Origin of the sequence: Kribbella sp. NPDC049227 (genome assembly GCF_043197265.1) — a bacterium.
Classification (GTDB): domain Bacteria; phylum Actinomycetota; class Actinomycetes; order Propionibacteriales; family Kribbellaceae; genus Kribbella.
In genome coordinates, this window is the sequence record NZ_JBICST010000005.1 from 457,761 (window position 1) to 471,400 (window position 13,640).

General features: G+C 69.5%; 18 protein-coding genes. 8 read left to right on the top strand and 10 right to left on the bottom strand.

Annotated elements, in window-relative coordinates; genetic code table 11:
* Positions 1 to 125: 125 nt before the first annotated feature.
* Positions 126 to 1,112, top strand: a complete 987-nt coding sequence (locus tag ACGFH6_RS24435) for a phosphotransferase (protein ID WP_393387876.1) — start codon at positions 126 to 128, stop codon at positions 1,110 to 1,112.
* Here ACGFH6_RS24435 and ACGFH6_RS24440 read toward each other — a convergent pair.
* From ACGFH6_RS24440 to ACGFH6_RS24450, 3 genes are read right to left on the bottom strand one after another with little or no spacing between them, the layout of a single operon-like run.
* Positions 1,109 to 1,759, bottom strand: a complete 651-nt coding sequence (locus ACGFH6_RS24440; protein WP_393387879.1) for a response regulator — start codon at positions 1,757 to 1,759, stop codon at positions 1,109 to 1,111. The two genes, ACGFH6_RS24435 and ACGFH6_RS24440, sit on opposite strands and share 4 nt — an antisense overlap.
* Positions 1,744 to 2,811 (bottom strand): hypothetical protein, encoded by a 1,068-nt coding sequence (locus tag ACGFH6_RS24445; RefSeq protein WP_393387882.1) that lies wholly within the window; start codon positions 2,809 to 2,811, stop codon positions 1,744 to 1,746. Before ACGFH6_RS24445 ends, ACGFH6_RS24440 begins: the two co-directional genes overlap by 16 nt.
* Positions 2,795 to 3,970 (bottom strand): sensor histidine kinase, encoded by a 1,176-nt coding sequence (locus ACGFH6_RS24450; RefSeq protein WP_393387885.1) that lies wholly within the window; start codon positions 3,968 to 3,970, stop codon positions 2,795 to 2,797. The genes ACGFH6_RS24445 and ACGFH6_RS24450 overlap by 17 nt, the downstream gene beginning before the upstream one ends.
* Positions 3,971 to 4,211: 241 nt before the next feature.
* On the opposite strand from ACGFH6_RS24450, the gene ACGFH6_RS24455 reads away from it, so the two are divergent.
* From ACGFH6_RS24455 to ACGFH6_RS24485, 7 genes are all read left to right on the top strand, one after another.
* Positions 4,212 to 4,562 carry a hypothetical protein gene (locus ACGFH6_RS24455; protein WP_393387888.1) on the top strand — a complete coding sequence of 117 codons (351 nt, stop codon included), beginning with the start codon at positions 4,212 to 4,214 and terminating at the stop codon, positions 4,560 to 4,562.
* A gap of 9 nt (positions 4,563 to 4,571) precedes the next feature.
* Positions 4,572 to 4,769, top strand: coding sequence for a hypothetical protein (locus ACGFH6_RS24460; RefSeq protein ID WP_393387891.1), 198 nt, complete (start codon positions 4,572 to 4,574; stop codon positions 4,767 to 4,769).
* A 74-nt stretch (positions 4,770 to 4,843) separates the two neighbouring features.
* The gene (locus tag ACGFH6_RS24465) at positions 4,844 to 5,503 is read left to right on the top strand and encodes a hypothetical protein (protein WP_393387894.1); all 660 of its coding nucleotides are present in this window, start codon (positions 4,844 to 4,846) and stop codon (positions 5,501 to 5,503) included.
* A gap of 5 nt (positions 5,504 to 5,508) precedes the next feature.
* The gene (locus tag ACGFH6_RS24470; RefSeq protein WP_393387896.1) at positions 5,509 to 5,751 is read left to right on the top strand and encodes a hypothetical protein; all 243 of its coding nucleotides are present in this window, start codon (positions 5,509 to 5,511) and stop codon (positions 5,749 to 5,751) included.
* Positions 5,748 to 6,422: a hypothetical protein gene (locus tag ACGFH6_RS24475; RefSeq protein ID WP_393387899.1), complete on the top strand. Its 675-nt coding sequence runs from the start codon at positions 5,748 to 5,750 to the stop codon at positions 6,420 to 6,422. The genes ACGFH6_RS24470 and ACGFH6_RS24475 overlap by 4 nt, the downstream gene beginning before the upstream one ends.
* A gap of 65 nt (positions 6,423 to 6,487) precedes the next feature.
* Positions 6,488 to 7,369, top strand: a complete 882-nt coding sequence (locus ACGFH6_RS24480) for a hypothetical protein (protein WP_393387902.1) — start codon at positions 6,488 to 6,490, stop codon at positions 7,367 to 7,369.
* A gap of 59 nt (positions 7,370 to 7,428) precedes the next feature.
* Positions 7,429 to 8,268: a class I SAM-dependent methyltransferase gene (locus ACGFH6_RS24485; RefSeq protein ID WP_393387905.1), complete on the top strand. Its 840-nt coding sequence runs from the start codon at positions 7,429 to 7,431 to the stop codon at positions 8,266 to 8,268.
* A gap of 88 nt (positions 8,269 to 8,356) precedes the next feature.
* On the opposite strand, the gene ACGFH6_RS24490 is transcribed toward ACGFH6_RS24485, so the two are convergent.
* From ACGFH6_RS24490 to ACGFH6_RS24520, 7 genes are all read right to left on the bottom strand, one after another.
* The gene (locus ACGFH6_RS24490) at positions 8,357 to 8,572 is read right to left on the bottom strand and encodes an antitoxin (protein ID WP_393387908.1); all 216 of its coding nucleotides are present in this window, start codon (positions 8,570 to 8,572) and stop codon (positions 8,357 to 8,359) included.
* An 80-nt stretch (positions 8,573 to 8,652) separates the two neighbouring features.
* Positions 8,653 to 9,417, bottom strand: a complete 765-nt coding sequence (locus tag ACGFH6_RS24495; protein WP_393387911.1) for an isocitrate lyase/phosphoenolpyruvate mutase family protein — start codon at positions 9,415 to 9,417, stop codon at positions 8,653 to 8,655.
* Positions 9,418 to 9,430: 13 nt separating this feature from the next.
* The gene (locus tag ACGFH6_RS24500; protein WP_393387913.1) at positions 9,431 to 10,372 is read right to left on the bottom strand and encodes a sigma-70 family RNA polymerase sigma factor; all 942 of its coding nucleotides are present in this window, start codon (positions 10,370 to 10,372) and stop codon (positions 9,431 to 9,433) included.
* A complete protein-coding gene (locus tag ACGFH6_RS24505; protein ID WP_393387915.1) occupies positions 10,369 to 11,763 on the bottom strand; it encodes a DHA2 family efflux MFS transporter permease subunit in 1,395 nt (464 codons plus the stop codon). The genes ACGFH6_RS24500 and ACGFH6_RS24505 overlap by 4 nt, the downstream gene beginning before the upstream one ends.
* 89 nt (positions 11,764 to 11,852) lie before the next feature.
* On the bottom strand, positions 11,853 to 12,293 hold the full coding sequence (locus tag ACGFH6_RS24510) for a PaaI family thioesterase (protein ID WP_393387917.1): 441 nt from the start codon (positions 12,291 to 12,293) through the stop codon (positions 11,853 to 11,855).
* A 19-nt stretch (positions 12,294 to 12,312) separates the two neighbouring features.
* Complete coding sequence (locus ACGFH6_RS24515; protein ID WP_393387919.1) at positions 12,313 to 13,032, bottom strand: anti-sigma factor domain-containing protein; 720 nt, start codon at positions 13,030 to 13,032, stop codon at positions 12,313 to 12,315.
* Positions 13,029 to 13,640: a sigma-70 family RNA polymerase sigma factor gene (locus tag ACGFH6_RS24520; RefSeq protein ID WP_360452395.1), complete on the bottom strand. Its 612-nt coding sequence runs from the start codon at positions 13,638 to 13,640 to the stop codon at positions 13,029 to 13,031. The genes ACGFH6_RS24515 and ACGFH6_RS24520 overlap by 4 nt, the downstream gene beginning before the upstream one ends.

A 13,640-nucleotide genomic window follows, 5' to 3' on the forward strand; every position in this document is an offset into this window, starting at 1 on the left:
TGCCACGCAGCCTACGACGCGAAGGCCTCCGGATCGTAGCCCTCTCAGCAGGTTTTCTGTCCCGAGCAACCCGTCGTTCGATCGGGGTTGCCGACGGCCCCCCGACCAGGAACGATGGGTCAACCGTGAACGAGGACCTGTACACGCCGACCGCCGCCGCGATTGCGGAAGCCTTCGCGCTCGGTGAGGCACTCGCCGAGCTGGTCCTGGTACGACGCGGCGACACCGACACGTGGCGGCTCGAGACGGTGACCGGCAGCTACTTCGTGAAGGGGTACTGGTCCTCGACCGCTCAGTTCACACCCGGCGGTCTGACCGATCAGCTCGCAGTGGCGATGGCGTTCGAGAACCGGGCGCTGGCCGCGGGGATCGACCAGGCCGAGCCGATCGCCCCGGTCGATCCCCTGCTCGGCTGGATCACCCGCATCAGCGGGCGCCTCTTCCGCGTCTACCGCTGGATCGAGAGCCGCCCGCTGGCCCCGGACGACAACATCACCGAGTGGCTCGGCCGCACCATGGCCCAGGTCCACCAGTTGCAACCGCTCGGCGCGTCCGGCCTACCGGACTGGTGGCGTACGGCGCTCCGCCCGCGCGCCGACTGGGAGAAGTGGTTCACCGCGGCGCGGGAGCGCGGCAAGGGGTGGGCAGATCTGGCGTGGGACCGGCTGCCTCTGATCCTCGACCTGACCGACCGCATCCAGAACGTCTGCGAGTTCGCGCCGGACTGTGTCATGACCCATGGCGACTTCAAGACCCACAACCTTTTGATCGCTCCGGATGGTCCGATCCTGGTCGACTGGGACAGTGTCCGCGTCGACAGTGCTGCCCTGGAGGCCGCCCGCGTCGCCTACATCTTCGCGGCCGGTGAGCAAGAGCGGATCACCAGCATTCTGACGGCGTACACGGCCGCCGGTGGCGACGTCAGCTGGCCCGGTCAAGACCTCTTCCTGAGCGAGTCCCGCCACGACCTCCACATCTTGTTCGAGCATGTCCTGGTCTGCCTCGGCGACATCCCGGCCGCCCGCTGGATGACCGACACCGAGCAGGCTGTCACGAAGCTGCTCACCGAGTTCCCCGGCAAGCTCGCCGGCCTGCGGAGCCTTGTGGGCTAGAGGTCGTCGATCTCGTCCGGGCGGACCAGGCCGTCTTCGATGGCGCGGGCGAGCAGGGCCGCCTTGCCTGCTGCGTGCCGGCCGACCTGCCCGTACTTGATCCGTGCTCGGTCGATGTACTGCTTCACCGTCGTCTCGCGGATTCCCATCCGCTCGGCCACCGCGGCCTTCGACCGGCTCTGGAACCAGAGCAGCAACGCCGTCCGTTCCTGCGGCGCGAGCCGGGGGCGCTGATCGGCGACCATCACACCGGCCATTGCCGGAGGTACGGCGGGCCGATCGTGAGCCGTCGCAACGATCGCGTCGACCAGGTGGCGCGGTCCCTCCTGCTTGGTGACGTAGGCAATGGCTCCGGCGTCGAGGGCGGCGCGCACCATCTCCTCGCCGGAGTGCTGGGAGAACACGATGACGCGGCGTCCGCCGTCGGCGAGTCCGGCGATCGCGTCGATCATCAGCCGTCCCTCGAGCTCGAGATCGAGCAGGATCACGTCCGCGTGCCGACCGGCGCCGTGGACCGCCGCGTCGAGGTCCGGTCCGGCCGACACGATCCGGACCCGAGCGGCCGCGTCCTGGCCGATCCAGGTCCGGACGCCTTCGATCACCACCGGGTGATCGTCGACCACGGCCACCGTCACTGATGTTGCCATCTGGCCTCCAGCCACACGGGTTCCGATCGTCCGGCCTGGTCGCCGACCGCTGACACGATCACTTCGTCCCGGCCGCCGTACACCGTGACGCGGGCCCAGGTGCTCGACGCGACGAGTGCTTCGATCGCCGGCTCGGTGAGGATGCGGCGGGCCTCGAGTGGGAGCTCCGGCAACGGGCCGGCCGTCGCGAGCTCGACCAGTACGCCGCGGCGCTCGGCGACGTTCACGCAGGCGCGCACCTCGTGCAGCAACGGATCCGGTACGTCGTCGGACTCGGCGAACAGCCGCCGGAGCCTGGCGGCCTCGATCGCGCAGCGGCGCTGTACGTCGGGTGAGTCCGGGTCGAGCGACCCGTCCGCGAGGCCGTCGAGCAGCGGCGCGACCTGGCCGCGGAGCGACTCGTAGCGGTTCCTGCGCGCCTCGTGGAGTGCGTCGGCGACCTCGCGGTCGGCGCTCGACTCGGCTCGCTGCGCCGTCGCGAATCCCGCCACCGCGGCCGCGTCGTCGAGCGCGCGCGCCGCGAGCAGCACCGCCGACGGGACCAGTACGCCGCCCGCGCAGGCGATCACCAGGAAGCGCGCGATGACAGTCAGATCGATGTGGTGGTCGGTGAGCAGCAGGACCGACAGGTTCAGCAGGATGTTCGCGAGGAAGACCACGCCGAACGCGATCAGCCGTTCGCGCAGCATCAGCAGCACACCGATCAGCACGACGTCACCGAAGGCCCAGTTCGCTGCGCCGGTGATCTGGTCGCCGGGAACCATCGAGACCGCGAGCGCGCCCGCGGCGATCACCGCCGCCGCCGACCGCCACCAGTGAGCGAAGGCAGGTCGGCCGGTCAGCAGCCTGATCGAGCCGTGCACCAGCAGAGCCGCGAGCAGCGCCCAGGCGACGAGCTCCGCGCCGGTCGCGCGATAGAGCCCGGCGCTGAGGACGAGTGACGGCAGGACGTAGACGACATGCCAGACGCCGACGATGACCACGACGCTGATGTCCAGGGCGCGGGCGAGGCCGGACCGGATCCTCGCCGCTTGGTCACCCTCGCCGGTCACCGTCACCCCACCGCAGGACGACCTGGGTGCCGCCGGCCGGCATCGACAAGACCTCGGCCACTCCGCCGACGTCTGCCATCCGCCCCAGGATCGACTCCCGCACACCACGGCTGTGCGCGCCGATCGCCCGTACGTCGAAGCCACGGCCGCGATCGCGGATGTCGACACGCAGCCGTCCCGCTCGGTCGACCGAGACTCCGACGCTGGCGGCGTCGACTCCGGAATGCCGTACGACGTTCCGCAGCGCCTCGCCGACGCAGGCCGAGATGGCGGCGGCGACGTCGGCGCGGACCGACACCGCGGGCAGCGCGGCGGCAATGTCCAAGTCAGCGGCTTCGGTCTCGATGACGGAGCGCAGCCTGTCGTCGAGCCGCTCCTGCCGATCGGTCCGGGACGGCCCGGTGGACAGTGCGCGCAGTGCGGCGGCGTCTGATGCGGCGCGGGCGTGCAGGATCGCGGAGCCCGATCGGACCGAGCCGGAGCCGACCATCGTCAACGTCGCGAGCGCGGTGTCGTGCAGCTGGCGGAAGTGTTCGCGCTCGTCGGCGCGTCGGGCCGCCGCCACTTGCGCCTCCCGATCCTGCAGGGCTTGGCGCTCACACTCGAGCTCAGCGGCGCGTCCGGCACGACGTACGAGCTGGACTGTGGCGGCCGCCAGGCCGGTCTGGATCACGAGGATTCCGGCGCCGATGAGCATCGACGGCTGGAAGTCTGTCGCAAGTGTTTGCCCCAGGGCGTCGGCGGCGCTGATGAGTACGCCGATCGGCACGCCGACGGCCGGGCGGAGCCGTAGTTGAGCCAGCAGGACCGCCGCGGTGGCGATCGGCAGCAGCCAGGCCGAGCTGTTCGGAAGCTCGGCGGATGACACCAGATGCCCTTGTAGTAGGAGGATCGTGCAGACGATGAGGCTGTCGGCAATGACCAGGCGGTGAGTCAGTCCGTGCTGGACCACGACTGACAGGAAGAGTAAGCACCACACGGCGAGTCCACCGAGGACCGGCACAAGCCAGCGCGGTGCGACCGGTGGCGCGAGACTCAGGACAGCCGCGATGGCGCCGAGACCGACGGTTCCGAGTCGCAGCGCGAGGCCGTAGACGGCCGCGAAGCGGTCCAGTGCGCGATCAGGAGCGCCGCGCTCCAAGGCCAGATCCTCAGGCACTGGCGCGCGTGAAACCGAGGCCCTCGCATCAGCGAGAAGCCTGTTCGTGTCGATCAACATCCCCCCATGCGGTTCCCTGCCGCAGCAATACCTTGCCCGCCGGAATCGCGACCGTCAACAACACAGAGCGACCGAACCTCAACCGGGAATGACCTCCGTTCGGAGGTCCCTCGCCGTACCCGCCGGCTCGTACCGTCAGAGCGGGGGAACGGCAGCCGAGTCACAGCTGCGAGGGGGAGAGATGAATCGGCACAAGATCAGCAGTCGATGGATGGTGGGGGCGACGGCGGTGCTGTCGGTCCTGAGCGGATGTGCCGCCCAGGGCCCGGCGACCAAGGACGACCTCTGCACAGACTTCGATGCCGTAAGCAACGAGTTGTACCGGGGGGTGCTCAGCGACAACGGCGTGTTCCGGGCAGCGGGTGAGTTGGCCGGCACGGCGGCGCGGTACGACGGATCGCCCGCGGTGCAGGCGTCGGCGGACGGGATCAAGAAGATCTCGAAGAGCAAGTCCACGACCCTGAACGAGCTCCGCAACGCGACCATCGCCATCGCAGACACCTGCGGCCACCCACTCGGCCTCAACTTCTGAGGGGGACGGATGGAGACGAACAACAGTGCGCCGCGGCCGGTCGTACGGCGGTCGAAGGCGTGGGTCTACTACGCGGTCCTGAGCGTGGGGGCGCTGATCGCGATGCCGGCGCTGGGGTGGTGGCACGCGCTGCTCGCCGCGCTCGGGTGCGGGATCTACTCGGCGTACCTGTTCCGAGGCGGCCGCGTCGTCATCTGGTTCTGGTGAACCACTTACGAGGGGGATGCATGACGTTTGATGTGCTTTGTGTGCGGGGTGTGGGGGAGGCGGGGGACGAGACGATGTTTCCTGGGTTGGATGGGGGTGGGAAGGTCAACCAGGAGTTGCTGGACGGGGATTCGGCGCAGCAGTTGGTGGCGCGGGCGATCGCGGTGCGGGACGTGGGTGGTGGGAAGGCCCGGACCGTCGTCGAGGTGCGGGAGATCCGGGCCGACGTGTTCATCACCGACGCACGAGTGATCCTGCTGTGTTCGAAGTACGACAAGGGCGGCGGCTGGGTCGGCAGTCCCGGTACGGCGCTGATGCTCAACGCGGTCAGCAAGCTCAGAGCGGCGCGCCGCAGCCGCGGCACCGCGCTCGTCGGGCACATCCGCTACCCGTGGCTGATCTCGGTCGGGTTCAGTCCGAAGCAGGGCTGGCTCGACGAGGAGGTACTACGGCTGGTCGTTCGCGACGGTACGGCGGATCCGTCCCGGCTGCTCGTGGTCGACCTGAACCTGCCCAAGGAGACCGACTCGGGCGCCGTCGCCCGGGCGATCATGCTGCGTGCGGTGCAGTACCGCACGACGCACGAGACGCTGACCGACGACGAACTCGCCGGCTTCCGGCAACTCGCCGAGTCACCCGAGCTCGCCCGGCCGCAACCGAAGAAGTTCGCGGTCTACGCGATGCCGACGTCCTGGCAGGCCAAGCCCGCGACCGCCTACCCGCGGACGGTGTGACACCGATGCTGACAGCACTCGTCGTTGTCTGCTACCTGATCACCATCGCCGCGGTGATCGATGCCGTACGACGCCCGTCGTACGCCTGGGTCGAAGCCGACCGGAACCGCGCCTACTGGGTCAGCGGTCTCGTCTTCGGTCTGCTGTTCCTGCCGGTCGGGATCCTGCTGGCGATCGCGTACGCGGTCGGCGTCCTGCCCAGGATGACCGAATCCACCGGATCCGACGCGTTCCGGAGGCGGCCATGAAGCTGCGCATCCTGGCCACCGTGCTGGTCCTGGGACTGGCCGCGACCGGCTGCGGCGACGACTCCCCGAACACCGGCGCGGTCGCAGCTCAGACCTCAACCCAAGCCACCGCACCGACACCAACCGAGAGTCCGACGGCAACCGAGACCACCCCAACCGAAACAATCCCGACGGACACGCCGTCCATCGATCCGCCGACGGACGCACCGACCGAACCGACGGATAGCGAGACGCCGGCGGTGCTGCCTCCCGATGCGAAGAACCGGCCGCTGACCCTGAGCAGCATCTTCAAGTACCCGGACGGCTGGCGCGACGGCCGCTACGACGTTGCCGACCGCAAGCAGGCGACCGGCATCGGCGGCGAGCTCGACTCGTGCGGAGACAACTGGGCCCAGGTACTGGAGTTGAGGCTGGCGAACAACTTCAACAAGCTCAAGCTCGAGTTCGGCCAGAGCAACTCCTCGGAGAGCTCGGACCAGGTCCTGCAGGTCCGGATCGACACCAACGGGAAGTACGCCGACCAGAAGACGGTGCCACTGAACAAGATCGCCACCCTGGACGTGTCGGTCAGCAACGTCAACGCGCTCAAGGTCATCGTGTCGCTGGCGCAGTCCGACGGCTGCCAGAGCGGCCGGGTGGAGGCCGTGCTGATGAACATGGTGCTGTCCTGAACACGCAGTCCACCTCCGGCGGCGCGACGAAGCTCTGGCCCTTCGTCGCGTCAGCCGGCCTGCCCGTGGCGCTGGGGGTTCCGCTGGCGTTCGCGGTGCCTTCGGTGATCGACGCGACCGACGCGATCTGGGCCCAGATCACAGCAGCCGCCTTGATCCTGCTGGGAGCGGCGGCCGTCGTGCTGGCCTACTGGATCTGGTCCACTCATCCGCGGTTGCGGAAGGTCCCGGCGACTGCTGCGGCCGTCTGCTACTTCTTATCGGTGGTCGTGATGATCCTCGGCAACGTCCACCCGTCAGGGCCCGGAGCGGGGCCGGCGGCCGGGCCGAGTGTCGCTCCATCGTCGTCCGTGACGACCACTGAACAGCCGAAGAGTCCGGTGCCGACGGCTCCCGCTGGGCCTCGGTGTTGGTCTGGTTCGCAGCAACCAGTCGACTGCCGGGAGAAGCATCGGTTCGAGGAGTTGCTGGGGGCAACGAACTGCGATCAGGCGACCGTCGTACGGTTCCTCGGTGGTTCGCCGGCGATCGACGTCGTCACGGCGCGAGCTGCCACGGCGCCGGGTGGAGTCTGCGCCGTGCAGACGGCTGACGACCAGATGGGATCGGCTCACAACGTCCTGCAGCAGGGAACAGCGGCCGGCTGGCGCCGCTGCTTCGACCGCCGGACCCAGACTGCCGTGAGCTGCTCACAACTGCATTCGCGAGAGTACGTCGCCACCGGAAGCACCCGCCGGCCGACACCGGACGAATGCGTGGCGGCCGCGGCCACCTACCTGAACCAGCTCCCGGCCAATCTCGTCGACGACCTCGTCGTCGGCGTCAAGGACGTGCCGTCCGGAAACCCGGACCCGGCCCGCTGCACCATCGATGCCCGAGGCAACCAGCTGCTCGACGACTCGGTCCGCTCCCTGGGCGTTCGCCCGGTACCGATTCACACGACCTGAGCCCATCGCTCCACCGAATCACAGTCGCGTGGTCACCACTCCTCGATTAGTCTCGGGCGGTGGATACCGGCGAGTGGAACTGGACCTGGGACGAGAGCCTGTACGCCGGTAGTGCCGAGCACTACGCGGTCGGCCGGATGGCTTACCCCGTTGGGCTTGCGGACGCGGTGCGCGACGAGCTCGGGCTCGACGGCAGCGGCCGGTTGCTCGACGTGGGGTGCGGGCCGGGACCGCTGACCCTGTTGTTCGCGCCACTGTTCGAAGAGGCGGTCGGTGTCGACGCGGACGGCGACATGGTCGCGGTGGCGGCCGGTCGCGCCGAGCGAGCCGGGATCACCAACATCTGGTGGCGGAAGCTCCTGGCCGAGGAGATCTCGCCGGAGCTGGGCAGCTTCCGGGTGGTCACGTTCGCGCAGTCGTTCCACTGGATGAACCAGGCACTCGTCGCCGAGCGGATGCGCGACGTGCTGGAGCCCGGTGGAGCCTGGGTCCATGTCGGGGCCACCACGCATCGCGGCGTCGAAGGCGACGACGAACTCCCGCACCCGCGCCCGCCGTGGGACGGCATCGACGCGCTGGTCACCCGCTACCTGGGTCCTGTCCGCCGCGCCGGGCGGAGCCTGCTGCCGACCGGCACCCGCGGCGGCGAGGAGGACATCATGCGCAGCGCCGGGTACGACGGTCCGACCCGCATCATCGTCGGTGGTGACGAGGTGGAGGAGCGCACCGTCGACGACCTCGTCGCGGCCGTGTTCTCCCTCTCCGGATCGACACCTGCTCTGTTCGGCGCCGAGCGGCCGGCTTTCGAGACCGATCTCCGCGCCCTGCTCCGCGAGGCCGCCGACCACGATCTCTTCTCCGAACGCCGCCGCGAGATCGAAGCCGTCATCTGGCACTGACAACAGGCCACGGAGCAGCCGCGAGCGGCCGCGGACGTCGGGTCCGCGGCCGCTCGGCTTCTGCTCAGTTCAGGACGGTTGTCTCAGCTCAGGACTCGTTGTCCGGCATGTCGTCGTTCTGACCGTCCAGCCCGTCCAGCCGGTCCTTGGCGAAGTCGGTGCCCTGGTCGATCTTCTCGCCGTACTCGCCACCGGTCTTCTCGTCGGCGAACTCGCCGGCCTTGTCCAGGCCCTCGCTCACCTTGTCGCCGTGCTCGTCGACGGCCTCGGTCGCCTTGTCCTTCAGGTTGTCGAACATGCCCATCGTCTTTCCCCGTTCTGTCGATGGTTGCTGGCACTACCTAAATTCCGCCGTACCCGATCGCCCGGATTCCACACACCTGATCACGGAGTGTCGTCGGAAAACGGATTCCGGTCGGCGACGAGCGCGGGGAGCATCGAGTCGGACAGCTTGCCGTACAGGTGGCGTTGGAGCATGGGGCCGAAACTGATGCGGGCGACACCGGCCGCGGTGTAGTCGGCCAGGGAGTTGGCGCCCTGGCCGTAGCCGACGTTCACCGGTCCGGGGATCTGTTTGGTCAGCGTGGCGATCAGGTCGAGGTCGCCGACCCCGATCGGGTAGACGCAGTCGGCACCGGCGGTGAGGTAGCGGGCGGCGCGGTCGAGGGCGGTGCGCAACTGCTCCTCGGGTGAACCGGCGCGGCGCACGAACGCGTCGATCCGGGCGTTGATCACCAGTTCGGTGCCGGCTTCGGCCCGGATCGCGGCCAGGAAGTCCGCCTGTTCGGCCGGATCGATCATCGCGCCGGTGGCGGGATCGGAGTCCTCGAGGTTGAGGCCGACGGCACCGGTCGCGGCGAACCGTTCGACGAGTTCGGCCGGGGCGAGCCGGTAGCCGCGCTCGAAGTCGACCGTCAACGGCACCGCGATCGACCGCGCGATCCGGGTCGTCGCGGCCAGGACCTCCTCGACCGGGACGTGTTCGCCGTCGTCGTACCCGAGGATCGTCGCGGTGGCGAAGCTGCTGGTCGCGACGGCCGGGAACCCTGCGGCCTCGACCATCCGGGCCGAGGCCGCGTCCCAGGCGTTGGGCAGGACGACGGGTGTGCCGGGCACGTGCAGCGCCCGGAGAGTGGTTGCCAAAGTCATCGTTATCTCCGTGTCAGCGGATGATGGACAGCCCGAACGCGCCGAACAGCGCGGGCTGGTGGAAGGCGAGAACGGCCGCGATACCGGCCTTGGTGAGGGTCAGGACCTTGATCGAATGCGCGTGATAGAGCCCGTCGCGACCGCGGATGTAGAGCGCGAACGCGGGCTGCCCGTTCGCCGACGTCTCGACCAGGATCCGGCGCTCCGGACCGGGCCGCAGCTTCGAGTCCAACAGCCGCAGTACGTCGTTCCGTCCGCTGAACCAGGTCGGGATCGGCGGCATCTCCCACCGGGCGTCCGCGGTGAAGAGCGCCTCCAGCGCGACCAGATCCTTGTTCTCCATGGCCGCGGCGAACTGATCGAGCAGCGCGCGCCGGAGCGGCTCGTCCGGCTCGCTGAGGTCTTCCTCGATCGGCCGGAGCCGCGCCAGTTCGGCCCGGGCGCGCTGGAGCGAGCTGTTCACCGCGGCCGTGGTCGTGTCGAGGAGTGTCGCGACCTCGGCCGCCGGCCAGGTCAGCACCTCGCGCAGGATCAGTACGGCGCGCTGCCGCGGCGGGAGGTGCTGCATCGCGGCGACCATCGCCAGCCGCAGGCTCTCCCGGTTGCCGACCACGGTGGCCGGGTCGGCCCCGAGCAGCAGGTCCGGGAACGGCTCGAGCCAGGTCACCTCGAGCGCGTACGGATGCAGCTCCTCCGGGTCGTTGCCGGGGGCACCGAGCGCGGACGGCACCACCCGGCGGCTGCTGTGCTGGAGGAGGTTGAGGCACACGTTGGTCGCGATCCGGTAGAGCCAGGTCCGGACCGTCGAACGGCCCTCGAAGTCCGCGTGTCCGCGCCAGGCCCGCAGGTACGTCTCCTGCACCGCGTCCTCGGCATCGTGCAGCGAGCCGAGCATCCGGTAGCAGTGCGCGACCAGTTCGGCCCGGTGCTGCGCGAACTCCTCCTCCAGGTTCATCCCACCTCCTCCATGGCCTTGGGCACGACCGGTCCGGCAGTCCGCCGGCGGGCGGTGATGCCGAGGCCCGAGAGTGCTCCGAGCAACGACAGTACGCCGCAGCCCGCGAGGGCACGGGTGAAGCCGTGACCGGCGTACCCACCGGCTGATGCGAACACGGATCCGAGGACGGCGACACCCGCGGCGCCACCGAGCTGGCGGGTCATGCTGTAGATGCCTGCCGCGATTCCGACCGACTCGCGCGGCAGCGATCCGACGCTGGCGTTCTGCGTGGCCGGCATCGCCAGCGAGACGCCGCAGCCGGTGATCACGAGCGGTACGACCAGTTCGTGGTACTGCACCGAACCCTTGCTGATCTGGCTGACCCAGAGCATTCCGAGGGCCTGCAGGCCAAGGCCGATGACGACCAGAGGCCGCTCACCGACGCGGTCCACCAGCCGACCCGCGATCGGGCCGACGATGAAGAGCGTGGCGGTCCAGGGCAGCAGCTTCAGCCCGGCCATGAACGGCCCGGAGCCGAGCACGACCTGCATGTACTGCGAGAGGAAGAACACCGCGCTGAACAGGGCGGCGCTGAGGAAGAATCCGGCCGAGTTCGCCGCGCTGAAGGTTCGGTTGCGGAAGAACGTCAGCGGCACCATCGGATGCTCCGTCCGGTTCTCCCGGACGGCAAAGGCGGCGAGCAGTACGACGCCGCCCGCGAACGACCCGAGCACCTCGGCACTCGACCAGCCCGAGCCCTGACCGTGGACCACGCCCCAGACCAGACCGAGGACCGCGAGGCTGACCAGCACGGCGCCGGTCAGGTCGAGTCGCCGGATCGGGCCCTTGCTCTCCGGGATGTTCCGCAGGACCAGCGGGATCGCGATCAGGCCGACCGGGACGTTGATCCAGAAGATCCACTGCCAGGCCAGGCCCTCGGTCACCGCACCGCCGATCATCGGGCCGCCGAGCACCGCGAGGCCGGTCACTCCGCTGAACACGCCGGTCGCCCAGCCGCGCCGTTCGGGCGGGAACGCCGCACCGAGCAGCCCCATCGCCAGCGGCATCACCACGGCCGCGCCGACGCCTTGGACGGCGCGGGCCGCGATCAGCCACGGCAGCGAGGTGGCCAACGCACAGGCCACCGATGCCACCGTGAACAACACCAGGCCGCCGGCATAGGTACGCCGACGGCCCCAGCGGTCACCGATCGCCGCGGCGGTCATCAGAAGCATCGCGAAACTCAGGCCGTACGCGTTCACCGTCCACTCGAGCTGCTCGGCCGTGGCACCGAGATCCGCCCGGATGGTGGTCAGCGCGGCCGCCACCACCAGGACATCAAGGGCCACCATGACCGAGCCGATCGAGGCCAGCCCCAGCACCCATCGTTGTTGAGTCGTCGTCCGCACAAGTCCTCCAGGGAATTGCTGTCACCTGGGTAGACCGCGCGCGACCGCCGGACTCATCGGTGCGATGAGAAGGAATTTCCGAGCGTCGCTCAGCGTTGGGGGCGGGCCGCGACCTGGATGAGCGTCTGCTGACCGGTGGCCACCAGCGTCCGCCGGCTGTCCTGGACCGAGAACACCTCGAGTTGGCAGACGGTGAGCGTACGCCCGGACTTCAGCACGGTGCCGACGGCTTCGAGGTGGTCGCCTTCGGCCGGGGCGAGCAGATTGATCTTGTACTCGACCGTGAGCACCGAGCTGTCCTCCGGGAACAGCGTGAAGGCGGCGTACCCACCGGCACTGTCCGCGATCGAACTGGTGGCGCCGGCGTGGAAGTAGCCGTGCTGCTGCGTGACCTCGGGCCGGCTCGGCAGCACGATGTGCACCCGCCCCGGAGCGATCAGTGCGAGGCGCGCGCCGAGATGATGCATCAGCCCTTGCCGCTCGAAACTGTCCCTGACCCGACTCTGCACCTCAGCCGAAGCCTCGTCCATGCGGCGACAGTACCCGCCGTCAGGTCATCGGGATCGTCGCCGCGGCCGGCTGGGACGGAGTGGCGGAGCCGCCAGCGGGCTCGTTGGTGAGGCCGAAGGCGATCATGCCGGTGACCGAGCCGTCCAGCACCCGGGTGACGTCGCCGGCGGCGAGGCCGACCGAGTGCGCCGTCCTCGACGGGTCGATCATCCACAGCTGCCAGGTCCGGCCCGCGCGCAGCCTGGGCAGGTCGTTCAGTACGACGACCGCCTCGTCCGCGCTGGGAGACATGACGATGGTGGCGTGACCGCCACCAGCGACCGGCCCTCGAACGGTCCGCGCATCTGGCTGGGAGAGTACGGCGGCGATCTGGTCCTTGGCCTGGACCGCGTCGGTCTTCTCGCGGTACTGGTCGACTGCGACTCCGCCGACACCGGCGACGGCGAGCGCGGCCGCGGCGAGTGTGAGGACGGAACGACGGGTGAACCGCTTACGGGCGGGTACGGCGCGGTGTCCGGTGACCAGCGGAGGTACCTGGCGGACATGGTCGATCGCGGCCAGGACGTTCGGCTTGAGCGAGGGCGGCGGCGGGGCCGCGACCTGGGTGGCGAGCTTGACCGCGGCCTCGCGGAGCTCGGCGACCTCGGTGGCGCAGAAGGTGCAGCCGGCCAGATGCGCCTCGAACAAGGTCCGCTCGTCCTCGGGCAGCGCGTCGAGGACGTACGGGCCGGTCAGAGTGTGCACGTCGGATTCGGTCATGACGTACGCCCCTTTGTGGTTCCGAGGCAGTCGCGGAGACGGATCAGGCCGTCGCGCATTCTCGCCTTGATGGTCGGCAGCTTGGCATCGAGGCGCTGCGCGACTTCGGGATAGGTGTAGCCGTTGTAGTAGGCCAGGGTGATCGACTCGCGTTGCAGGTCGGTCAAGGTGTCCAGGCAGCGCCGTACCTGCTCGGACTCGAGCCGGGTGGTGACGGTGTCGGCGACCTGGTCGAAGTCGACCTCGGCGGACCGCGCGCCGATCAGTTCGGTGCGGTCGGCGGCCGCCTGCTCGGACCGGACCCGGTCGACGGCCCGGCGGTGCGCGATGGTCAGGATCCACGCGTGCGCGGAGCCGCGGTGCGGGTCGAACCGGGTGGCCGTCCGCCAGACGTCGATCATCACTTCCTGGGTGACCTCCTCCGACTGGGCCGGGTTGCGAAGGATCCGCCGTACCAGGCCGAACACCCAGGGCGTGACCCGGTCGTACAGCGCGCTGAAGGCTGCCGTGTCGCCGCCGGCGGCACGGGCCAGGAGATCGCCGTCACTGACCTCGCCGGGCCGCGTGTGCGGCCCGGCCGGCCAGGGCAGTGCAGTCGGTTCGGTCAC